The following is a 22,186-nucleotide window of genomic DNA, read 5'->3' as shown; positions in this document are numbered from 1 at the left end:
TAAATCCGTTGGCGCCCTCCTGAGCCGCTGACTACAATCGCGCGTCTGCCTGCCTCCCGTCGAGGAGTGCCGCCGACCGGTCGGAAACCGGCCGGCTCCTTCGCTTCACGCCGCTGACCCGCACACCGCCTGACCTGCGCTGTGCACCGACACCGGCCCGCCGCGCCCGCGCTCACCGGCGCGCGCCCGCCGACGTACCCGCCCCGGAGGCAACGCCGTGCCCTCGCACGCCCCCCGCCCGACCACGGAGCCGCGCACCCAAAGCTCCCACCCCCAGCCGGCCACCGACGATCCGCTCCTGCGCGAAAAGGCCCACCTCGCCGCCTCCCGCTCCGCCCTGCGCGCGATGCGGGCCGACGCCGAGGCGCTGAACATCGCCGATGTCACCGCGAACTGGGTCAACGCCGAGGTCCTCCAGGGCGAGATCGACGCCCGGATCAAGGCGCTCGCCGACCTCTCGCACACCCCGCTCTTCTTCGGCCGCCTCGACTATCTCCACGCGCCCGGCCTCGACCTCGCCGAGGGGGCCTCCGGAGAGAACTTCTACATCGGCCGGCGGCACGTCCACGACGCCGACGGCGATCCCATGGTCATCGACTGGCGCGCGCCCGTCTCCCAGCCGTTCTACCGGGCCTCCAACAAGGACCCGATGGACCTGAAGCTGCGCCGCCGCTTCGGCTACACGGGCGGTGAACTGACCGCGTACGAGGACGAGCACCTCACCGACCCGGCCGAGGCCGCCCGGACCAGCGCCCTGCTCCAGTCGGAGATCGAGCGTCCGCGCGTCGGCCCCATGCGGGACATCGTCGCCACCATCCAGCCGGAGCAGGACGAGATCGTGCGGGCCGGCATCGGCGGCTCGGTCTGCGTCCAGGGCGCGCCGGGCACCGGAAAGACGGCGGTCGGTCTGCACCGGGTCGCGTATCTGCTCTATGCGCACCGCGAGCGGCTGGCCCGCTCCGGCACCCTCGTCATCGGCCCGAACCGCTCCTTCCTGCACTACATCGAGCAGGTGCTGCCGGCCCTCGGCGAGCTGGAGGTCAAGCAGGCCACGGTCGACGACCTGGTCGGGCATGTGGAGGTACGCGGTACGGACGAGGCGGCCGCCGCCACCGTCAAGGGCGACGCCCGGATGGCGGAGGTGCTGCGGCGGGCGGTCCGCTCGCACATCACACCGCCGCAGGAGCCCTGTGTGGTCGTCCGCGGCTCCCGCCGCTGGCGGGTACCCGCCTATGAACTCGAAGAGATCGTCCAGGAGTTGCGGGACCGCGAGATCCGCTACGGCGCGGCCCGGGAGGCCCTGCCGCAGCGGATCGCCCATGCCGTGCTGGTGCGGATGGAGCAGGCGGGCGAGGCGCCGGACGACCGGGTGCAGGACGCGGTGGCCCGTAACGCCGCCGTGAAGGCCGCGGTCAAGGCGGTCTGGCCGCCGGTCGATCCGGCGAAGCTGGTGCTGCGGCTGCTGGGCGACGCGGACTTCCTCGCCGAGCAGGCCGAGGGGATTCTGACCCCCGAGGAGCAGAAGACGATCCTGTGGACCAAACCGGCCCGCAGCGTGAAGAGCGCCAAGTGGTCCGCCGCGGACGCGGTGTTGATCGACGAGGCGACGGACCTGATCGCCCGCACCCCGTCGCTGGGCCATGTGGTCCTCGACGAGGCCCAGGACCTCTCCCCCATGCAGTACCGCGCGGTCGGCCGCCGCTGCACGACCGGCTCCGCGACCATCCTCGGCGACATCGCCCAGGGCACCACCCCCTGGGCGACCGACACCTGGGAGGAGGCGCTGACCCACCTCGGCAAGCCCGGTTCGGCCGTCGAGGAACTCACCCAGGGCTTCCGGGTGCCGCGCGAGGTCATCGCCTATGCCTCCCGGCTGCTGCCCGCCATCGCCCCCGACCTGACGGAGGCCACCTCGATCCGTGAGGCGGCGGGCGACTTCGCGATCCGTCCGGTCGACCCGGCCGGCCTGACCGCCGCCTCCCTCGCGGCCTGCGACGACGCACTGGCGAAGGAGGGCTCGATCGGCCTCATCGCCGCGGAGGCCCGGATTCCGGAGCTGCGCTCGGCCCTGGAGGCAGCGGGCGTGACCTGCCTGGCCCCCGGCGAGGAGACCTCGGCCGAGGCCCGGCTGACGCTGGTACCCGCCACGCTCGCCAAGGGCCTGGAGTACGACTATGTGGTCCTGGACGAGCCCGCCGCGATCGTCGACGGCGAACCGGACGAACGGACCGGCCTGCGCCGCCTCTACGTCTGCCTGACCCGTGCGGTCTCCGGTCTGACGGTGGTCCACGCGGCGGCCCTGCCGGAACAACTGGCCGACCGCTGAGGGGTCCTGCGGGCAGCCGCCGAGGGCACGGCGCCTGACGGGACGGCGTCAGGCGACCTTGGCGCAGATCATGGTCGTGCCGTCGTAGACATTCCATGAGTAGCGGTAGCGGCCCGGCTCCCCCGGGCAGGCGCCGGTGCCCGCCGAGGCCCGCATGACGGCCGTGACCTGCATGATGTAGTCGAACTCCCGGGGCACCCGGTCGGCGCTGCAATTCCACGCGGTGAGCAGGTTCGCCGGCCCGGGGCGGCCGCCCCGGGCCTTGGCCAGGAAGCACTGCCCCTTGCGGAACTGCCGCTCCACACACAGGTTGGTGGACGAGGAGCCCGTCCCGCTGTGCCACCAGCCACCCCGTCCGCCCCCGGACGGACAGCTCCCGGCCCCGGCCACCCGCAGCACCCGCAGATAGGCACTGGCGGCACCGCAGCCGACCCGCACCGGCGCCGTACGGCTCCAGTTGCCGTAGCCGTCCTGGTACGCATCGAGGCAGTCGCCGCTCCGTACGGCCGCGAAGGCCGCATCGACCGGGCTCGGGGTACGGGACGCGCCGGTCGTCGGCCGCGAAACGGCCCCGCCGCTGGTGGACGTACCACTCGACGTACCACTTGACGTCCCGGAGCTCGACCCGCCGCTGGTGGACGAACCGCCACTGGACGACGAACTGCCCGACGCCCCCGAGCTCGTCCCGCCACTTGAGTACGTACCGCTCGACGCCCCCGAACCGGACCCGCCGCTGGAGTACGTACCACTGGAGGTACCACTGGACGTACCGCTCGACGAGCCGGAGGTGTCCGCGGCTTCCCAGGGCTTCCAGAGGAAGACCACGAACGCTATGCACAGCAGCACCGGCCAGAAACAGCCACTGCTGGAGGAGGAGTTGGCGGCCTGCGGGGTGGGCGACGTCTTGGCCGGGGCGGGCCGGGCGGACTTCGACGAGGCGGACGCGGCGGGCTTCGAGGGGGCGGACGCGGCGGGCTTCGACGAGGCCGCCGTGGCCCGGGCCCGCTTCTCCCGCAAGGCCTCCTGGGCGCGCTTCTGCCGCTCCCGCTCGGCCCGCTCACGGCGCTGTTTCTCCGCGGCCTGCGCGGTCGCCCGCGCCCTGGCCTGCGCCCGCTTACGCTCCTCCGCCGCCTTGCGCGCCTGTTCCCTGCGCTCCCGCTCCTTGCGCGCCTCGCGCTCCCGCTGCTCCTCCTCCTGCCTCTGCCGCGCCGCCCGCTCCTCCTGCTTCCGGCGCGCCGCCCGCTCCTCGGTGTAGACGCGGGTGGGCCCGGGCGGCGGGACCTGTTGCGTCCCCTCGTCGGCGACGGGCGGCTGCGCGCCCGCGGTCTTGCGCAGGGCCCGCCCGTGCGCCTCGTATTTCTCGATCAGCGCGGTCCACCGCGGCGGCAGCCAGCGCTCACCGCGCCGCGAGGTCGGCATCCGGTCGAGTTCCTCCAGGAACTGCCGCAGCACATCCGCGGGTTCGGGCCGCTGAGCCGGATCGGCGGCCAGACACGGGCGGATCAGCGCGGTCAGCTCCCGGGGCAGCCCGGTCAGATCGAGCGCACCGCGCTGTACGAGGGTCAGCAGCCGGATCGTGTCATCGGTTTCGGGGTACGGCGGGCGCCCGACGGCCAGATAGAAGAGCGTCACGCCCAGCGAGTACACGTCGGACGCCGTGGTGGACTGCTCGGCACGGGCCTGCTCCGGCGACGTGAAGGCGACGGTACCCAGCGTCAGCGTCGTCCGTGTGATGTCGTTGGCGTGCGAGATGCCGAAGTCGATGAGCCGGGGCCCGGCCAGCGGCAGCAGGATGTTCTGGGGTTTGACGTCCCGGTGGACGATGCCCTCGTCATGCAGGATCACCAGCGCCTGCGCGGTACCCGCCGCGATCCAGCGCACCGCGGAACCGGGCAGCCGTCCCGCGCTGCGGACGAGCTCGGAGAGCGCGGGCGCCGGTATGTACTCGATGGCCATCCAGGGCAGTTCGGCGTCCGGATCGGCATCGCGCACCCGGGCCGTATAGGCGCTGTCGATCCGCCGGGCCAGCGTCACCTCGCGGGCGAACCGCCGCCGGTCGGTGTCGCTGACGACGCCCTCGGCGAGCAGCGTCTTGACCGCGGCCAGCGACCCGTCGACCGTGGACCGCGCCAGATAGATCCGCCCCATACCGCCGGAGCCGAGCCGCCCCAGCATCCGGTAGACGCCGAGCCGCCGCGGGTCGTCACCACCGAGCGGCTTGACTCCCATACCCGTCATGCCGTGTCACCCTCCCCCTGGTCCCCCCACCGTGACACTCGTCAAACAGTGCCACGCCAAAGGGAGTTGAGGAAGCGGGCCGGGGCGGGGCGCGGGTGGGCCCGATGGGGCCCATTCCCTAGGGGGCCGCGCCTCTCAGCGCGCCGTCGAGTACGCGGCCGTCTCGGCTGTCCCGGCCGCCTCAGCTGCCTCGGATCCCGCAGGTCCCTCGGATCCCTCAGACCCGCTGGGCGACGGGCAGATCCAGTGCCTCCCGCCACTCCCGTACCGCCGCCGCCTCCACCGGGGCCGACCAGCCGGCCGGCCGGGCGGCGCCCCCGATGTGGAACGCGTCGAGACCGGCCGCGCGCAACGCCGGCAGATGGCCGAGCCCGAGTCCGCCGCCCACCAGGATCCGAGGTGCGTACCCGGGCTCGCCCGCCGCCGTACGCGCCTGCTCGGCCAGCAGCGTCGGCAGCCCGCGGTCGACGCCCTGCGCGGATCCGGCCGTCAGATAGGTGTCGAGCCCCGCGGCTCCGGCCGCCCCGGCCAGCTCCTTGCGCAGCGCGTCCCGGTCGGCAGCCCGGTCGATGGCGCGGTGGAAGGTCCACCGGCAGCCGTCGATCACCTCGGCCAGCGCCGTCACCGCCGCCAGATCCGGCCGCCCGTCCGACGTGAGAAATCCGAGGACGAACTCCTCGGCGCCCTCCGCCCGCAGCGCCGCGGCCTCCTCGCACAGCGCCGCCACATCGCCCGCCGCGAAGCCGTCGGCGGCCCGCAGCATCACCCGTAGCGGAAGGCCCACGGCCGCCCGGACCGCCGCGAACGTGGCCCGGGGCGGGGTGAGCCCGTCGGCCGCCATGTCCGTCACCAGCTCCAGTCGGTCGGCCCCGCCGGCCTCGGCGGCAACCGCGTCCTGCGGGCCGAGCGCGATCACCTCCAGCAGCGCGCGCTTGCTCATATGACCCAATCCTCCGCTGACGACATGACGGGACGGACCCCTCTCACAGGTCTAGTCCAATATCCCAGAGTACGGGCCACCCGGCCCTCCGGACACCAGCCCCGCACCGGCACGCCCGGAATCCGCCCGTACGCCTTACCCACCCCCACCAGCGCGACCCGCCCGCCAACCGCCGGAAGCCCTCAGGACGGCCGCCGCCCCCCTTCCCCACTCGCCGCGGCCGTCCGCAAACCTGACCGGACCTCACCCTCCGCCCCGGATTTCGCCGGGTGCGAGGCACAATGGCTGGCATGAACCCCGTGCCCCGTACGGCAGACACCACCGACCCGGCGCCGGAGCTGCGGCAGCGCTGGGCCGACACCGTCACCGCGGCCCGCGGCACCAAGAACCCCACGGCCCCTGACCCGGCCCCGTACGCAGACAACCTGCTGTCCCGCTGGCGCGAACCGCAACGCCGCTACCACACCGTCGACCATCTGGCCGCGGTCCTGCTGCGCATCGACGAACTGGCCGAGCACGCGGATGACTTGCCCACCGTCCAGTTGGCGGCCTGGTTCCACGATGCGGTCTACCGCCCGGACCGCTCCGAGAACGAGGAGCGCAGCGCGGCCCTCGCCGAGCGCGCGCTGCCCGAACTGGGGATCGGCGCGGCCCGCACGGCCGAGGTCGCCCGTCTGGTGCGGCTCACCGTCACCCATGATCCGGCGCCCGACGACCCCGACGGCGAGGTGCTCTGCGACGCGGACCTCGCGGTGCTCGCCGGGTCCCCCGACCAGTACGCCGCCTACGCCGCCGCGGTCCGCGCCGAGTACGCCTTCGTTCCCGACCCCGACTTCACCGCCGGGCGTTCCGCCGTTCTGACCCAACTCCTCTCCCTCCCCCGCCTCTTCCGCACTCCCCGCGGCTACGACCTGTGGGAACACACTGCTCGCCGCAACCTCGCCACGGAGCTGGATCTGTTGCGGGGGGCGTAGGGGGGCTTGGGCTTGGCTGGGCGCGCGCCTGTTAGGTCGTCGTACGTTGTTTGGTGCGGCGCCGTTGTGGCTGGGCGCGCAGTTCCCCGCGCCCCTGTGGGGGTGGCCGCCGCTGTTGTTCGGTGCGGCTGCGTTGTGGCTGGCGCCGTTGCGGGTTACGTGGCTGCCGCGGGGGCCGGAGGGGACGCACCGGGACCCTCCCCCAGCCTCCGGCCGGGAGGTGCCCCCACGGCGCGGGCGACGCGGCTGCGTGGGATTGATTGCCCCGGTGTTTGCTCCGGTCCTGCGGGCGGGCCCCGGTACATCCCCTCCGACCGTTCAGCGTTGCCGGCTGCCGGACGGTGGCACCGCGCCTCACGGCCCAGCTCGGCCCGCGCCCAAGCTGCGGGGCCAGTTCGGCCAGGTGCCTGCCAAGAGGTGCCGCTGCACGGCTGCCGTAACGGTCATCGGTACGGCGGGGCGGCCGCGCATGGACGGAGGTCGGAGGGGATGTCCGGTGAGCCGCCCGCAGGACCCGGAGCGGACAACGGGGTGAGGAACCTCTGGGACCCGCGTCGCCCGCGCCGAGGACGGCTTACCGGGCGTCCCCTCCGACCCACCACCCACCAACCGAAGGCGCACGACGCCCAGCCACCGGCAACCCGCACCCACACCCACCCCCCAGCCACCAGAAACGCGCGCCCCAGCCACCGACAAACGTCACACAAAGACCCCGCCGACCCGGGAATGTAAGCCGTCCTACCGCTGTTAGTAGCTGACATGCCCGCTCAGCCCGACCGCGCCCGTCTGCCCATTGCCGTGTACGTCCTCGGCCTGTCCGTCTTTGCGCTCGGTACCTCCGAGTTCATGCTCTCCGGCATCCTCCAGCCCCTGGCCCGCGACCTGGACGTCTCCATTCCGCAGGCGGGGCTGCTGGTCTCCGCCTTCGCGATCGGCATGGTGGTCGGCGCCCCGGTGCTGGCCGCCGCAACGCTCCGGCTCCCACGGCGGACGACACTGATCGCGCTGCTCGCGGTGTTCGGCCTCGGCCAGGTGGCGGGCGCGCTGGCCCCCTCCTACGGCGTGCTGTTCGTCTCGCGCATCGTGAGCGCCCTGGCCTGCGCCGGCTTCTGGGCGGTCGGCGCGGCGGTCGCGGTCTCGCTGGTGCCGGTGACCGCGCGGGCCCGCGCGATGGCCGTAATGGTGGGCGGCCTGAGCATCGCCAACATCGCCGGCGTCCCGGCCGGCGCACTGCTCGGCCAGCACGCCGGCTGGCGCGCCGCCTTCTGGGCCGTGGCCGGCCTGGCCGCGATCGGCCTGCTCGGCGTGATCGCGCTGGTGCCGCGTACGGCCGTGCCCACCGGCGAGGACCGCCCGCGGCTGCGCCGTGAGCTGACCATCTACAAGGACAAGCAGGTGTGGCTGGCCCTGACCGCGACGGCCCTGAACGGCGCCGCGGTCTTCGCGCTCTTCTCGTACCTCTCGCCGCTGCTGACCGACACCGCCGGCCTGGCCGAGAGCTGGGTGCCGACGGTGCTCGCCCTCTTCGGCGTCGGCGCGCTGACGGGCACGTTCATCGGCGGCCGGATCGCCGACGCACACCTCTTCGGGACGCTCTTCGGCGGCATCGCCGCGTCCACCGCCGTGCTGGCCGTCCTGGCGCTGACCGCGCACAGCCCGGTCGCCGCCATCGCGCTCTCGCTGATGCTCGGGGTGACCGCGTTCACCACGGCCCCGGCCCTCAACGCCCGGATGTTCAACGTGGCGAACGCCGCGCCGACGCTGGCCGGAGCGACCACCACCGCCGCGTTCAACATCGGCAACACCCTCGGCCCCTGGCTCGGCGGGCTGGCGATCGGCGCGGGCTGGGGCTACCCGTCCGTGGCCTGGACGGGGGCCGCCCTGGCGGCGGGGGCCGTGGTCACCACCGCGTTCGCGTTCCGGCTGCACCGCGCGACGAACCAGTCCCGGCTGATCGCCTCCTCGGCCACCGCCACGGACGCGGCGCAGACGACCGCGCAGCCGGTGGAGACCGCGAAGGCGACGGGGGCGGCGGGGCACCGCTGACCCCCTCGTGGGGAGGGCGCCGCGACCGGCCGTTCAGGCCCCGCCGTCGAAGGTCCACCGCGTCTGGCTGTAGGTCTCGCCCCGGCCGAACCCGAAGGCCGTGATCGGCGCGACCCGGAAGACCACGGCCCGGTTGCCCTCCCCGTAGAACGCACCGTCGCGGACGTCGAAGTGCCAGTCGCTGCCGTACTTCTCGCCGTACAGATCGGCCAGCCGGCGCAGCGTGGGCTCGTCGCGCACCGGCACCGCCTCGCCCTCGACGACCACATCGAGCCCGGCGTGCAGGTCGTTGCCGCCGGCCGTCGATGTCGTCAGCACACAGTGCGCGTTGGCGGCGAGGTTCTTGGCCTTGCGTTCCTCGGGGCCGGTGCAGAAGTGCAGTGCGCCGTCCGCCCAGACGGCGAGCAGCGGGGTGACATGCGGGCGGCCGTCAGGCCGGACGGTGGTGAGCCAGAAGATGTCGGCCTCGGTCATTCCGCCGACGGCCGCGGGCCAGGCGGTCGCCGTGGCGTCCGCGCTGCTGTAGTTCGGGTCGAGGTCGGTGGCCGGTTGTCCGTCTTCGCTGGCTGACATGGCTGTCCCCTTTCGGTGCGGCGCACGGTCAGGGCCATCGTGCGGGGGTCCGCCGCCGCGCCGCCGCTACGACGCGCCGCGGCGGGCCGGACGGGGTGCCGGCCGGTGCTTGGGGCGGCGCAGACCGGCCGCGGTCAGCCGGCGTACCAGCTCCTTGGAGCCGATCTCCACGGCCCCGGCGCGCACCGCGTCGCCGTACCGCTCCGCCGGCAGGTCGTAGTGGTCGCGTTCGAACGCCCGGCGGGGCGCACCGAGCCGCGCCGCGAAGGCGTGCAGTTCGTCGAAGGAGTGGTCGCTGACCAGATGCGACCACATCCGGCCGTGGCCCGGCCAGGTGGGCGGATCGATATAGATCGCCACCTCAGCGCTCCGGCCGGATCGCCATGTCAGCCCGCCGCACCATCAACCACCTCAGCCTTCCATCGGGGCGCCGAGCCGGCCGACCCGGGCCACCGCGACAGCTGTCTTGGGGCAGACCCAGTGCGGATCGGTCCCCAACTCCGGTTCGACATCAAGTGCATGGGGATCCCCCGACTCCGTGCACACAGGGCACAGCGGCCAGCGGCCGTAGCGGTCCAGGAGGGCGTCCTGGACGTCCTGCGCTATGAGTCCTGCGACGAATGCCGCGCCTTCAGGCCATTGCTCCACCCACCACCGGCGGTGGACGACCGCATCCTCCACGAGCGAGACGATGTCGGCGTCAGCCACCTTGTCCGCCATCAGGTCGGCGAGCACCAGCGCCCGCGCGGCGTGCAATGCCTGTTCCATCTCCATGCCCCCCATTGTCTCCCGGCCGCCGACCGCCGAGCGGAGTTGTCCACAGCCCACGCCGCGGCCACTCGCTCTGTCCACAGCACTCACAGAGGGTATTGACGCCGAGCGGTCGATGAAATTACTTTTCAAGCGTGAGCAGTAGCGTGAAGGAAACTTTCAAGGACGTCCCCGCCGAGACCCGACCGGCCCCGGCCCCACCCGCCCCCGCGGCGCTGGCCGCCAAGGTCCGCACCCTCGCGCCGACGATGACCCGCTCCATGCAGCGGGTCGCCGAGACCGTCGCGAGCGACCCGGCCGGCTGCGCCGCCCTCACCGTCACCGGTCTCGCGGAGCGCACGGGCACCAGCGAGGCCACCGTCGTGCGGACCTCCCGGCTGCTCGGCTACCCGGGCTATCGCGATCTGCGCCTCGCGCTCGCCGCCCTCGCCGCGCAGCAGGCGGCCGGCGGCGCGCCCGCGGTGACCGCGGACATAGCGGTCGATGACTCCCTCGTCGATGTCGTCGCGAAGCTGGCGCAGGAAGAGCAGCAGTGCCTGGCCGACACCGCCGCCGCGCTGGACGTCACCCAGCTCGAAGCCGCCGTCGCCGCGCTCGCCGGTGCCCGCCGTATCGATGTGTACGGCATAGGGGCCTCCAACCTCGTCGGCCAGGACCTCGTCCAGAAGCTGCTGCGCATCGGCCTGATCGCGCATGCGCACGCGGACCCGCATCTGGCCGTGACGAACGCCGTGCAGATGCGCACCGGCGATGTCGCCATCGCCATCACGCACTCCGGGCGGACCACCGATGTCATAGAGCCCCTGCGGGTGGCCTTCGACCACGGCGCGACGACGATCGCCATCACCGGCCGCCCGGACGGCGACATCGCCTCGTACGCCGACCACATCCTGACCACGTCCACGGCCCGCGAGAGCGAGCTGCGCCCGGCCGCGATGTCGTCCCGGACGAGTCAGCTGCTGGTCGTGGACTGCCTGTTCATAGGCGTCGCGCAGCGTACGTACGAGACCGCGGCCCCCGCGCTGTCCGCCTCGTACGAGGCCCTCGCCCACCGCCACTCGCCGCGCAACAACCAGCGCTGACCTCGCACCGCCCCACCGTTGTGGGCCCCGTGCCGCCGGGAGACGGCACGGGTGGGCACGACGGCACCCGGCGGCGGGACAGCCGAAAAGCCACGGCCCCCACGAGCCCGACCGAAGAGAGTCGCCACGCCATGACCTCCCCCGCCGACCGCGCCCCTCTGCGCGCCCAGTTGGACACCCTCACCACCGAGGCGTACCGGCCCGAGCTCGCCGAGATCGACCGCCGCCCCACCCTGGACATCGCCCGCACGATGAACGACGAGGACGCCACGGTCCCCGCCGCCGTCGCCCGGCGGCTCCCGGAGATCGCCGCCGCCATCGACGCCACCGCCGCGCGGATGGCCCGCGGCGGCCGGCTGATCTACGCCGGCGCCGGCACGGCCGGCCGCCTCGGCGTGCTGGACGCCAGCGAATGCCCGCCGACCTTCAACACCGACCCGTCCGAGGTGCTCGGGCTGATCGCGGGCGGCCCGTCCGCGCTGGTCAACGCCGTCGAGGGCGCCGAGGACAGCACGAAGTTCGCGATCGAGGATCTGAGCGCGATCGGCCTGACCGACCTGGACACCGTCGTCGGCATCTCCGCCTCCGGCCGGACTCCCTACGCGATCGGGGCCGTCGAGCATGCCCGCGCCCTGGGCGCGCTGACCATCGGCCTGTCCTGCAACGCCGATTCGGCGCTGGCCGCGGCCGCCGAGCACGGCATCGAGGTCGTGGTCGGACCCGAGCTGCTGACCGGCTCCACCCGGCTCAAGGCGGGCACCGCCCAGAAGCTCGTGCTCAATATGCTCTCGACCATCACCATGATCCGGCTGGGCAAGACCTACGGGAATCTGATGGTCGATGTCCGCGCCTCCAACGAGAAACTGCGGGCCCGCTCGCGCCGCATCGTCGCGCTCGCCACCGGCGCTTCCGACCAGGAGATCGAGACGGCGCTCCGCAGCACGGACGGCGAGGTGAAGAACGCCATCCTCACCCTCCTCGGCGGAGTCGACGCCCCCACCGCCGCCCGTCTCCTCGACGCCGCCGACGGCCACCTCCGCGCCGCCCTCCAGGCCGCCGAGGACCACTGAGACCCACTCCTGCCCGCCACGCCCCGTACGGCCCGACCCCCTGGCCACGTTTGACCGCACAGCAAGGCACCGCACATGCCCGAAGACAAGAACCACGCCATCGCTGCCGCGCTCCTCCCGCTCGTCGGCGGCGCCGGAAACCTCACCTCCATCGCCCACTGCATGACCCGGCTCCGCCTCGGCATCCAGGACCGCTCCCTGGTCCAGGACGAGGCCCTCAAGGCCCTGCCGGCGGTCATGGGCGTGGTCGAGGACGACACGTACCAAATCGTGCTGGGCCCCGGAACGGTCGCCCGGGTCACCCCGGAATTCGAGCGCCTGGTGACACAGTCCCCCGACACCCCACCGGCCCCGGAACCGAAGGCCGCCGCACCCGCACCGGCTACGGCCCCTGCCGGGTCGCCCCCAGCCCCGACACCACCCACGACCGCCGCTGCCCCCGCCTCCGACGCCACCACCACCGCCGATGAACTGGCCGCCCAAGGCGCCGCCCTGAAGGCCCGGCAGAAATCGCGGAACGCCACCCCTGTGAAGCTGTTCCTCCGCCGGATCGCCAATATCTTCGTCCCGCTGATCCCGGCCCTGATCGGCTGCGGCATCATCGCCGGCATCAACGGCCTGCTGACCAACCTCGGTCAGCTGCCGTCCGTCGTCCCCGCCCTCGCCGCCATGGCCTCCGGCTTCATGTCCCTCATCGCCGTCTTCGTCGGCTACAACACCGCCAAGGAATTCGGCGGCACCCCGATTCTCGGCGGCGCGGTCGCCGCCGTCATCGTCTTCCCGGGCGTCACCCACATCACCGCCTTCGGCCAACACCTCTCCCCCGGCCAGGGCGGGGTGCTCGGCGCACTAGCCGCGGCGCTGCTCGCCGTCCAGGTGGAGAAGCGGTGCCGCAAGGCCGTCCCCGAGGCGCTGGACGTCCTGGTCACCCCCACCGTTACGGTCCTGGTCACGGGCCTGGTCACGCTCTTCGGCCTGATGTACGTCGCGGGCGAGGTCGCCACCGCGATCGGCACGGGCGCCAACTGGCTGCTGGCCCACGGCGGCGCATTCGCCGGCCTCGTCCTGGGCGGCCTCTTCCTCCCCCTCGTCATGCTGGGCCTCCACCAAGCCCTCATCCCCCTGCACACCACCCTCATCGAGCAGCAGGGCTACACGGTCCTGCTGCCGATCCTCGCCATGGCCGGCGCGGGCCAGGTCGGCGCCGCGATCGCCGTCTACCTCCGCCTGCCCCGCAACCGTTCGATCCGCCGGACCATCAAGTCCGCCCTCCCCGCAGGGTTCCTGGGCGTCGGCGAACCCCTGATCTACGGCGTCTCGCTCCCCCTGGGCCGCCCCTTCATCACCGCCTGCCTGGGCGGCGCCGCCGGTGGCGCCTTCGTCGGCCTCTTCAACCAACTCGGCGACGCCGTCGGCTCCACCGCCATCGGCCCTTCCGGCTGGGCCCTGTTCCCCCTGGTCAGGGGCAACCAGCCGCTCGCCACCACCCTCGTCGTCTACGCCCTGGGCCTGGCCGTCGGCTACCTCGTCGGCTTCCTCGCCACCTACTTCTTCGGCTTCGGCAAGCAGCTGCGGACGGAGCTGAACGCGGACCCTGACGACACCCCCACCGCCACAGACCCCGCAGCCGCAGAGCCGGCCCCCTCAACCACCGCAACCACGGGAAGCCCCACTCCGCTCGGAGCACGGGCCGGCCTGAGACCCGGAGCACCCTGAATTCGACGGAATCACCCGAGCCTCGACAAAAGTCCGGCATTCGGGCGGGCGTACCGGAACAGCCACAGAGAACCCACAAGATTGCGCTCTACGGTCGCGCCGCGGCTACCTTGCAGGGCGTGCCGTCGGTGAGTGGGTCAGTGAACCGGGACGGCGTCGACAGTGAACTGCACACGATGCGGTAGCTCTGTGGTCCAAGGGCCGGACGGCCGATGGTGCTGCAACAACTGCGGGGCGAGCGGATGAGCCGCCCGCTGAGACGAAGACGGAGCCTGGAATGTGCGCGGCCAAGCGCCCGGACCGAGTCCTGGTCGTCGATGACGACGCGATGATCCTGCGTTCCCTCGGGCGCGGCCTCCGGCTGAACGGGTTCACCGTGGCGCTCGCCGAGGACGGTCCGGCGGCCCTGACAGAACTGACGGAGCGTCCTCCGGACGTGGTGGTCCTGGACGTCTCCCTGCCGGGCCTCAGCGGCACCGACATCTGCCGCACCCTGCGCGCCAACGGGGATGAGGTGCCGGTACTGATGCTGTCCGCGCTGGACGAACTGGAAGACCGGGTAGCGGGGTTGCAGGCCGGGGCCGACGACTACCTGGTCAAGCCGTTCGCGCTCAAGGAACTGGTGCTTCGGCTGGAGGCCCTGTTGCGCCGCCGTCCGCCCGGGGGCAGGGACGAGGTGCGGATCGGTGAGCTCGTCCTCGACACGGCGGCCCGCGAGGTGACGTACCAGGGGGCGCCGGTCCGGCTCACCCGGCGGGAGTTCGAGCTGCTGGAGGTGCTCGCCCGCAACGCGGGGGTGGTGCTCACCCGTGACCAGTTGCTGGACCGGGTGTGGGGATACGACTTCGCCGTCCGCACCGATGCCGTCGACACCTTTGTGAGCTACCTCCGGCGCAAGCTGGAGTCCGACGGGCGACCGCGCCTGGTCCATACGGTCCGCGGCGTCGGCTTCGTCCTGCGGGCGGACGAGCGGACGACCGGGCGGGCGGAAAGCCGGGCGGACGGATGGACGGACACCCGGAAGGGGTCCGCACGATGAGGCTCTCGACCCGGATCGCCCTCGCGATGGGCATCGCCATGCCCCTGCTCGTCCTGGGCTCGGGGCTGCTGCTCCTGCGCCTGGTCACCCATGACGTGCACGCCGAGCAGGACGCCCATCTGCGGGAGCGGGCCGCGGTGCTGCTGCCGCTGGCCAGGGGGCTGCTGCGGACCGAGGGCAATGGACAGCCGCGGAAGGCGGCGAACCAGGAGCGGCGGCTGCTCGACGCAGGCCTCGACGTCGGGGTGCGGCTCCTCACGGCCGCGGACAAGCCGGGGATGCCCGGTAACGGCGGCGGGGACGCGGCCACCGGCGGCCGGCACACCACCACCGGCGGGCAGGGCACCGCCACGGGCGGGCAGAGCGGGACCTCGCGCGGGCAGAACGCGAGCCAGGGCCAGGCAACCACGGCCGGGCAGGCTGCCACGCCCGTACGACCGGCGTACCGGATGGTGGCCCAGGCCGGCCCCCAGCCCGCCGGCACCGTGGCCCTGCCGGACGCCGCCTCCGCCCCGGTGACCGTCCGGTCCCACGGGAAAGCCTGGCGCGCGCTGTCGGTGGAGGTGCGCGGTTCGAGCGCCCGGAACCCGCACGGCACGCTGTGGGTGTTCTCCCGCGGGTCGGCCGGGAGCGGCAAGATCGACACCGTTCAGCGGCGCATCGTCCTGGTGGCGCTGATCACCGCACCACTGACCGGGCTGCTCTCCCTGGCCATCGCCGGACGCGCCACCCGGCCGCTGCGCCGGCTTCAACGCCGGGCCGGCGGGCTGGACCCCCGCACCAGCACGGCCCGTCTGGACCACACCCGGTCGCGGATCACCGAGGTGGACGACCTGGCCCGCACCCTCCAGACCGTACTGACCCGGTACGACGAGCAGGCAGCGCGGACCCAGGAAGCGCTGGCCACCGCGCGGGCCTTCTCCGCGACCGCCTCGCACGAACTGCGCACCCCGTTGATGGGTATGCAGACCAATCTGGACATCCTCGCCGACCACCCGGACCTCGACCCCGCCGACCGTGCCGAGGTCCTGGACGACCTGCACGCCGGACAGCAGCGGCTGATGGGCACGCTGACCGCGCTCCGGGCGCTCGCCCAGGGCGACTTGGTGGAGGCCGGCGCCTTCGGTCCGGTGGACCTCTCCGAGCTGGTCGCCGTGGCGGTGGACGAGGTGCGACGGCAGCACCCCGGCGTCGGGCTGACCGTGCGCATCGCCCCCGGGCTACGGCTGAGCGCCTGGGAGCCGGGGCTGCGGATGGCGGTGGAGAACCTGCTCCGCAATGCGGTGGTCCACGGGAGCCGGCCGGGCGTACCGGCACGGGTCGAGGCGGTGCTGCGGCCCGGCGGCTCACCGGCGGAACCGGTCGCCGTGCTCACGGTGGACGACGAGGGTCCGGGCATCGCGCCGGAAGCGCGTCAGCAGGTCTTCCAGCGGTTCCACCGGCGCACGGACAGCCCGGGCTCGGGGCTGGGGCTGACCCTGGTGGCCCAGCAGATCGCCCTGCACCGCGGCACCGTGGAGATCATGGACCGGCCCACGGGGACCGGCGCCCGGTTCGAGGTGCGGCTGCCCCGTCCCGTTGACGTGGAGGCCGACACCCGCACCCTGCAACTGCCGCTGCGCCGCGTCTGGCTGAGCGAGATTCCGGCCGAGGGGTTCGCCCCGGAGTTCGTTTCGGGGCCCAGCCCAGAGTCGGCTCCGCCCGCCCCCTAGGAACCTGCCGCTCCCCCCTCCCGCCGCCGGGCCTCCCTGGCCACCCGCGTCGTCACCCGACTCGCCCCCGCGGAGCACGTCACCGAGCGGAAGTGGCCGTCGACCTCGGCGACCCAGTACGCATCGGCGAGCGTGACCGCCTGCACGCACCGGCTGCTCCGCCACCCGCGGAAGGACACCCCGACGACATCGGCGCCGGGCGGCAACTGCCCCCACGCCAGCGACCAGGGCGCCGCCGTCCCGCCGCCGCGCCGGGCGCCCCTGAGCGGTGAGGCGCAGAGCGTGCTCACCACGGACACATCGATCAGTCCGGCCCCGCTGTGCACCTCCAGCGCCGGGCGGCCCTCGGAGCCGCGCGCGAGGTGCAGCAGCCAGCCGCTCAGGGGCAGCCGCAGGGCACGCGGCCCCAGAACGGCGAGGGTGGAGGAGCTCGTACGGGAGGGCTCGTCCGGCAGAAGGAAATCAACGCGGTCCACGGTGTCTCCCGGGGTTCGACGGCTCGGTGCGTGCGCTGCCGCTGACGCGGAGGCTGACGCGCAACTGACCCGGAGCGTAAGGACGTTCCTTGTGGATTCCTTGTGTCGGCGCACGTCTGCCGGCTCTCCTACCTCGGCTCCTCCACGGGACGACGCACACCGCACCGAGTCACAAGATCCCCACAAGGAACGTCCCTACGTTCTGTGCCACCGGCCGGTCCGCCTCCACGGGAGACCGGGTACGGCCGCGTCCATCCCTTTCCGGAAACCCTTCGTTTCCGGGAAGCCATTCGTTCCTGGAAGGGAGCACCACCATGCAGCGTCCCAAGACCGCAGTGGCAGGAGTTCTGGCCGGACTCGCGCTCACCGGTTCCCTGCTGGCCACGGCAGGACCGGCGAACGCGGCGGGCTCCGACAGCCCGGCCGCCGCCCCCGCGGCAACGGCCCCGAAGACCGCCCACAAGGGCCACGGCAAGAGCCTCTGTGAGCGGGTGCCCCACATCGAGAAGCGCCTCAACAAGGCGCTCGACCGGCTCAACGGCGATGCGGGCACCCGCGGTTCGATCGCACGGATGGCGGCGCGGGTGAAGAAGGCCCACTCCAAGGGCCACGAGGAGGTCGCCACGTTCCTCCAGGACCGGCTCACCCACCGCAAGGAGCTGAAGCCGGACCTCACCCGGAAGCTCCGTGACCTCAAGGCCGTCGCGACCTGGTGCGAGAAGAAGGACGACGCCAAGGACGGCAGCGGCTCATGAGGCGACGTTCCCGGCGGATCGCGCTGCTGCTGACGGCGGCGGTCGCGGTACCGGTCCTGGCGGCCACCGGCTGTTCGGGAGACTCCGGCCAGGCGTCCCCGGGGGGCTCCGGAGGCAGCGGTGCGTCGTCCTCGGCGCCACAGGGGTCCTCCGGTTCGCCCGGCCCCTCCGGTTCGTCCGCTGAGGAAGCGGAGATGGAGAAGAAGATCCAGGACGCCGAGAAGGCGGCGGACGACGCCGACGCCGACGCGGCCGAGGACCCTCAGTGAGGAGCCGGTGATGGAGGCGGGGGCATCCGTGGGCTCTCCCCCGGGCCCGCACACCGCGGGAGCACGCCGGCTGGGCGGCCGGTACGAGCTGGGCGACCGGCTCGGCCGGGGCGGCACCGCCGAGGTCCATGCCGCGCACGACCTGCGGCTCGGCCGCGGCGTCGCGGTCAAGACCCTGCGGTCCGACCTGGTCGGGGACCCGAAGTCGCTGGCGCGCTTCAGGAACGAGGCGCGCTCGGCGGCGTCGCTCAACCACCCGTCGATCGTCGCGGTCTACGACACCGACGAGGACATGGTGGACGGCACGTTCGTTCCGTACATCGTGATGGAACGGGTCGACGGGGCGACCTTCGCGGACCTGCTGCACGACCGGCACCGGCTCCCGCCCGCCAGGGCGCTGGAGTTGACCGCCGGAGTGCTGAAGGCGCTGGCGCACGCGCATCACAGCGGCATCGTCCACAGCGACATCAAACCCGCCAATGTGATGCTCACCCACGACGGTGCCGTCAAGGTGACAGACTTCGGCATCGCGCGGCTCGTGGCGGTGCCGGGGGCGGACCTGCCCCCGGACACCACGGTCGTCGGCACTCCCCCGTACCTCTCCCCGGAGCAGGCCCGGGGAGAGACCGTGGGTGCCCCCGCCGACCTCTATTCCACCGGCTGTCTGTTGTACGAGTTGCTGACGGGGCGTCCGCCGTTCCTCGGTGAGGGCGTGCTGGACCTGGTACTCCAGCATGCGGAGGCCACTCCGGAACCCCCGTCAGCCCATGTGCCACAGCTGCCCCCCGAGTGCGATGCGCTCGTGCTCCGGGCACTGAACAAGGAGCCCACGGACCGCCCGCCGAACGCCGAGGCGATGCTCGGCACCGTCGAGCGGATCCTGGGCGGCCTCCCCTCCGGGCACTCGGACCCGGGCCCGGCGGCGGCGTTCGGTGGGCCGGCGGACGCGGGGGGGGGCCCCCCCCCCCCCCCCCCCCCCCCCCGCCCCCGCACATCCGGCCCGCTCACCCCGAGCCCGCCCGCGTCGAGCCTGCACACGGACCCGACGCTGGTGTTCCCCGACCCGGATCCCGCCGTCCGGGGCGACCGGGGGCGCCGCTCCCGGCCGGCCCGGCGCCGGGTCGGCCGGACGGCCGGGCTGCTGGTGGGCGCCCTGCTGGCCGTAGTGGCCGGCGCGTACGCCCTCACGGTCCCGGGCAGCGGGGAGCCGGACGCCACCACAGCGAGCGCCGGGGCGTCCGGCACCGCGAGCCCGGCCTCCCCGGCACCGGACGAGTCGCCGGAGCAGGAGCCCGGCCGGCAATCGGCGGACGAGCAGGCGGACGGCCGGCAGCCGAAGGGCGAGCAGGCCGGCCGGGGCAAGGCCCGGGTTCCCGCCCTCGTCGGCAGCACGCTGCCGCGGGCGCGGGCCGCCGCCGAGCGAGCGGGGCTCCGGGTGATGCCGGTCAAGCGCCTGCCGGGCCGGCACTGCCCGGAGGGGCCCGCCGAGCCGCGCACCGTGTGCGCGCAGACGCCGGGGCCGGGCACCGGCGTCGCCCGCGGGTCCACGATCCGGGTCAGAGTGCCGGAGGGCCGCCCCCGCGCCCACCACCGCCCGGCACGCCCATGACCTGACCGCACCTCAGATCCACGGAACAGCAGATCCGCCGCCACCGCATACCCCCCGCACCAACGCCGCCGGGGCGGCACCCCCCTTAAAGGAGGGTGCCGCCCCGGCGTTCGTGTGGACGTGTTGATCCGGGAGGATCAGCGTTCCGATCCGCAGCGGATCAGAAGTCCATGTCACCGCCCGGCATGCCGCCCGGAGCGCCCGCCGCGGCGGCCTTCTCCGGCTTGTCGGCGATGACGGCCTCGGTGGTGAGGAAGAGCGCCGCGATGGAGGCGGCGTTCTGCAGCGCGGAGCGCGTGACCTTGGCCGGGTCGATGATGCCCTCGGCGATCATGTCGACGTACTCACCGGTCGCGGCGTTCAGACCGTGGCCGACGGCCAGGTTGCGCACCTTCTCCACCACGACGCCGCCCTCAAGGCCGCCGTTGACGGAGATCTGCTTGAGCGGGGCCTCCAGGGCGAGCTTCACGGCGTTGGCGCCGGTCGCCTCGTCACCGTCGAGCTCCAGCTTCTCGAAGACCTGGGAGGCCTGGAGCAGGGCGACGCCACCGCCGGCGACGATGCCCTCCTCGACGGCCGCCTTCGCGTTGCGAACGGCGTCCTCGATGCGGTGCTTGCGCTCCTTGAGCTCGACCTCGGTGGCGGCACCGGCCTTGATGACGGCCACGCCGCCGGCCAGCTTCGCCAGACGCTCCTGGAGCTTCTCGCGGTCGTAGTCCGAGTCGCTGTTCTCGATCTCGGCGCGGATCTGGTTGACGCGGCCCTGGACCTGCTCGCTGTCACCGGCACCGTCGACGATGGTGGTCTCGTCCTTGGTGATGACGACCTTGCGGGCGCGGCCGAGCAGTTCGAGACCGGCGTTCTCCAGCTTGAGGCCGACCTCCTCGGAGATGACGGTGCCACCGGTGAGGATGGCGATGTCGCCGAGCATGGCCTTGCGGCGGTCACCGAAGCCCGGGGCCTTGACGGCGACGGACTTGAAGGTGCCACGGATCTTGTTGACGACCAGGGTCGACAGGGCCTCGCCCTCGACGTCCTCGGCGATGATCAGCAGCGGCTTGCCGGACTGCATGACCTTCTCCAGGAGCGGCAGCAGGTCCTTCACGCTGCCGATCTTGGAGTTGACGATGAGGATGTACGGGTCGTCGAGCGACGCCTCCATACGCTCCATGTCGGTGGCGAAGTACGCCGAGATGTAGCCCTTGTCGAAGCGCATACCCTCGGTGAGCTCCAGCTCCAGACCGAAGGTCTGGGACTCCTCGACGGTGATGACGCCTTCCTTGCCGACCTTGTCCATGGCCTCGGCGATCAGCTCGCCGATCTGGGTGTCAGCGGCGGAGATGGAGGCGGTCGAAGCGATCTGCTCCTTGGTCTCCACGTCCTTGGCCTGCTCCAGCAGGGCGGCGGAGACGGCCTCGACGGCGCGCTCGATACCGCGCTTGAGGGCCATCGGGTTGGCGCCGGCGGCGACGTTGCGCAGGCCCTCGCGGACCAGGGCCTGGGCCAGGACGGTCGCGGTCGTCGTGCCGTCACCGGCGACGTCGTCCGTCTTCTTCGCGACCTCCTTGACCAGCTCGGCGCCGATCTTCTCGTACGGGTCCTCGAGCTCGATCTCCTTGGCGATGGACACACCATCGTTGGTGATCGTGGGGGCGCCCCACTTCTTCTCGAGGACGACGTTGCGGCCCTTGGGGCCGAGGGTGACCTTGACGGCGTCGGCGAGCTGGTTCATCCCGCGCTCGAGACCGCGCCGTGCCTCCTCGTCGAACGCGATGATCTTGGCCATGTGAAGTGGTCCTCCCGGACTGGGGTGGATTGCTCCGGACCGCGCTGGCGCCCGCGACGGACGACCTGCAAGCCTGTGTGGTTCCTTGCCCCACGCAACCTGCGGGCCTCACCGACCCGGTCCTTCTTTGTCACTCTCACTGGGAGAGTGCTAACGCCAATGATTAGCACTCGCACCCGTCGAGTGCAAGGCGACTTCGTGGAAGACTCCCGCGGGGTTGGCGGCCGCGGGACACCCGAGCCGCACGCCCCGACCCGGGGAGCCCCGCCCGCCCGGTGGACAGCCGAAGGCCCGTACCCCCCTCAGGGGTACGGGCCTTCCTCACGCAGCAGTCGGTCGGCGCCTCAGCCGGCCACCCGGACCATGTCCGCCTGCGGCCCCTTCTGGCCCTGCGAGATCTCGAACTCGACCCGCTGACCCTCCTCAAGGGTGCGGTAGCCGTCCATCTGGATCGCGCTGTAGTGGACGAAAACATCCGCACCACCGTCGACCGCGATGAAGCCGTACCCCTTCTCCGCGTTGAACCACTTGACGGTGCCCTGAGCCATGCCTAACTCCCCTATTACTGGCCCTTGCGCAGGACCGCACTCCGCGGACCCGGGTCAGACCTCACCCCGCGAAAGGCCCGTGGGGTGTGCGCCGGAACGCGTCGACCGCCGCTGAATGTATCTGCACAGATGCCCAGAGCAACAGGTCAATCGGACGAGAATTCCGGCGCCGGAGAATCGGCAATATGCGGCGAAATCCCAGTTCTCCAGGGCAAGTCGGGCCGGGCATAGGGCACCTAGGCGACAAATACCGCCC

At 72.7% G+C, this 22,186-nt stretch carries 19 protein-coding genes; 11 read left to right on the top strand and 8 right to left on the bottom strand.

Annotated elements, in window-relative coordinates; genetic code table 11:
- The first annotated feature begins 217 nt into the window (after nucleotides 1-217).
- The gene (locus tag ACZ4XD_RS01990) at nucleotides 218-2,326 is read left to right on the top strand and encodes a HelD family protein (RefSeq protein WP_468037251.1); all 2,109 of its coding nucleotides are present in this window, start codon (nucleotides 218-220) and stop codon (nucleotides 2,324-2,326) included.
- Between the two features lie 48 nt (nucleotides 2,327-2,374).
- On the opposite strand, the gene ACZ4XD_RS01985 is transcribed toward ACZ4XD_RS01990, so the two are convergent.
- Nucleotides 2,375-4,564, bottom strand: coding sequence for a serine/threonine-protein kinase (locus tag ACZ4XD_RS01985; protein ID WP_468037249.1), 2,190 nt, complete (start codon nucleotides 4,562-4,564; stop codon nucleotides 2,375-2,377).
- A 217-nt stretch (nucleotides 4,565-4,781) separates the two neighbouring features.
- A complete protein-coding gene (locus tag ACZ4XD_RS01980) occupies nucleotides 4,782-5,504 on the bottom strand; it encodes a copper homeostasis protein CutC (protein ID WP_468037247.1) in 723 nt (240 codons plus the stop codon).
- Between the two features lie 290 nt (nucleotides 5,505-5,794).
- Here ACZ4XD_RS01980 and ACZ4XD_RS01975 point away from each other — a divergent pair, with 290 nt between their 5' ends.
- Nucleotides 5,795-6,478 carry an HD domain-containing protein gene (locus ACZ4XD_RS01975; protein WP_042147189.1) on the top strand — a complete coding sequence of 228 codons (684 nt, stop codon included), beginning with the start codon at nucleotides 5,795-5,797 and terminating at the stop codon, nucleotides 6,476-6,478.
- 759 nt (nucleotides 6,479-7,237) lie between these two features.
- Nucleotides 7,238-8,524 carry a Cmx/CmrA family chloramphenicol efflux MFS transporter gene (locus tag ACZ4XD_RS01970; protein WP_468037244.1) on the top strand — a complete coding sequence of 429 codons (1,287 nt, stop codon included), beginning with the start codon at nucleotides 7,238-7,240 and terminating at the stop codon, nucleotides 8,522-8,524.
- Between the two features lie 33 nt (nucleotides 8,525-8,557).
- Here ACZ4XD_RS01970 and ACZ4XD_RS01965 read toward each other — a convergent pair whose 3' ends face one another.
- From ACZ4XD_RS01965 to ACZ4XD_RS01955, 3 genes are all read right to left on the bottom strand, one after another.
- Nucleotides 8,558-9,097 carry a pyridoxamine 5'-phosphate oxidase family protein gene (locus ACZ4XD_RS01965; protein ID WP_468037242.1) on the bottom strand — a complete coding sequence of 180 codons (540 nt, stop codon included), beginning with the start codon at nucleotides 9,095-9,097 and terminating at the stop codon, nucleotides 8,558-8,560.
- Nucleotides 9,098-9,163: 66 nt separating this feature from the next.
- The gene (locus ACZ4XD_RS01960; RefSeq protein ID WP_468037240.1) at nucleotides 9,164-9,457 is read right to left on the bottom strand and encodes a DUF4031 domain-containing protein; all 294 of its coding nucleotides are present in this window, start codon (nucleotides 9,455-9,457) and stop codon (nucleotides 9,164-9,166) included.
- A gap of 51 nt (nucleotides 9,458-9,508) precedes the next feature.
- On the bottom strand, nucleotides 9,509-9,871 hold the full coding sequence (locus ACZ4XD_RS01955) for a hypothetical protein (RefSeq protein ID WP_026169645.1): 363 nt from the start codon (nucleotides 9,869-9,871) through the stop codon (nucleotides 9,509-9,511).
- A gap of 131 nt (nucleotides 9,872-10,002) precedes the next feature.
- On the opposite strand from ACZ4XD_RS01955, the gene ACZ4XD_RS01950 reads away from it, so the two are divergent.
- The 5 genes from ACZ4XD_RS01950 (at nucleotide 10,003) to ACZ4XD_RS01930 (ending at nucleotide 16,487) form a co-directional block, all read left to right on the top strand.
- Nucleotides 10,003-10,950, top strand: coding sequence for a MurR/RpiR family transcriptional regulator (locus tag ACZ4XD_RS01950; RefSeq protein ID WP_468037238.1), 948 nt, complete (start codon nucleotides 10,003-10,005; stop codon nucleotides 10,948-10,950).
- 131 nt (nucleotides 10,951-11,081) lie between these two features.
- A complete protein-coding gene (murQ, locus tag ACZ4XD_RS01945; RefSeq protein WP_468037236.1) occupies nucleotides 11,082-12,020 on the top strand; it encodes an N-acetylmuramic acid 6-phosphate etherase in 939 nt (312 codons plus the stop codon).
- A gap of 75 nt (nucleotides 12,021-12,095) precedes the next feature.
- A complete protein-coding gene (locus ACZ4XD_RS01940) occupies nucleotides 12,096-13,736 on the top strand; it encodes a PTS transporter subunit EIIC (protein WP_468037234.1) in 1,641 nt (546 codons plus the stop codon).
- 277 nt (nucleotides 13,737-14,013) lie between these two features.
- Nucleotides 14,014-14,775 carry a response regulator transcription factor gene (locus ACZ4XD_RS01935; RefSeq protein ID WP_468037232.1) on the top strand — a complete coding sequence of 254 codons (762 nt, stop codon included), beginning with the start codon at nucleotides 14,014-14,016 and terminating at the stop codon, nucleotides 14,773-14,775.
- Nucleotides 14,772-16,487: a sensor histidine kinase gene (locus ACZ4XD_RS01930; protein WP_468037230.1), complete on the top strand. Its 1,716-nt coding sequence runs from the start codon at nucleotides 14,772-14,774 to the stop codon at nucleotides 16,485-16,487. Before ACZ4XD_RS01935 ends, ACZ4XD_RS01930 begins: the two co-directional genes overlap by 4 nt.
- Here ACZ4XD_RS01930 and ACZ4XD_RS01925 read toward each other — a convergent pair.
- A complete protein-coding gene (locus tag ACZ4XD_RS01925) occupies nucleotides 16,484-16,963 on the bottom strand; it encodes a hypothetical protein (RefSeq protein WP_468037228.1) in 480 nt (159 codons plus the stop codon). The two genes, ACZ4XD_RS01930 and ACZ4XD_RS01925, sit on opposite strands and share 4 nt — an antisense overlap.
- 314 nt (nucleotides 16,964-17,277) lie before the next feature.
- Between ACZ4XD_RS01925 and ACZ4XD_RS01920 the strand changes: the two genes are divergently transcribed.
- The 3 genes from ACZ4XD_RS01920 to ACZ4XD_RS01910 are packed head-to-tail and all read left to right on the top strand — an operon-like array spanning nucleotide 17,278 to nucleotide 19,596.
- Entirely contained in the window at nucleotides 17,278-17,718 is a 441-nt protein-coding gene (locus ACZ4XD_RS01920) for a hypothetical protein (protein WP_468037226.1), read from the top strand.
- Entirely contained in the window at nucleotides 17,715-17,987 is a 273-nt protein-coding gene (locus tag ACZ4XD_RS01915) for a hypothetical protein (protein ID WP_468037224.1), read from the top strand. Before ACZ4XD_RS01920 ends, ACZ4XD_RS01915 begins: the two co-directional genes overlap by 4 nt.
- Nucleotides 17,988-18,015: 28 nt before the next feature.
- Nucleotides 18,016-19,596, top strand: a complete 1,581-nt coding sequence (locus ACZ4XD_RS01910) for a protein kinase domain-containing protein (protein WP_468037222.1) — start codon at nucleotides 18,016-18,018, stop codon at nucleotides 19,594-19,596.
- A gap of 160 nt (nucleotides 19,597-19,756) precedes the next feature.
- Here the strand turns inward: ACZ4XD_RS01910 and groL are convergent, their stop codons facing one another.
- Both groL and ACZ4XD_RS01900 read right to left on the bottom strand, forming a co-directional pair.
- Nucleotides 19,757-21,382: a chaperonin GroEL gene (gene groL / locus ACZ4XD_RS01905; RefSeq protein ID WP_468037220.1), complete on the bottom strand. Its 1,626-nt coding sequence runs from the start codon at nucleotides 21,380-21,382 to the stop codon at nucleotides 19,757-19,759.
- 344 nt (nucleotides 21,383-21,726) lie between these two features.
- Nucleotides 21,727-21,930 carry a cold-shock protein gene (locus ACZ4XD_RS01900; RefSeq protein WP_003986833.1) on the bottom strand — a complete coding sequence of 68 codons (204 nt, stop codon included), beginning with the start codon at nucleotides 21,928-21,930 and terminating at the stop codon, nucleotides 21,727-21,729.
- Nucleotides 21,931-22,186 lie beyond the last annotated feature (256 nt).

It is taken from the genome of Streptomyces sp. NPDC029466, assembly GCF_055574515.1.
Note: the sequence above shows the minus strand (reverse complement) of the source record. Positions and strands in the feature narration are given on the sequence as shown.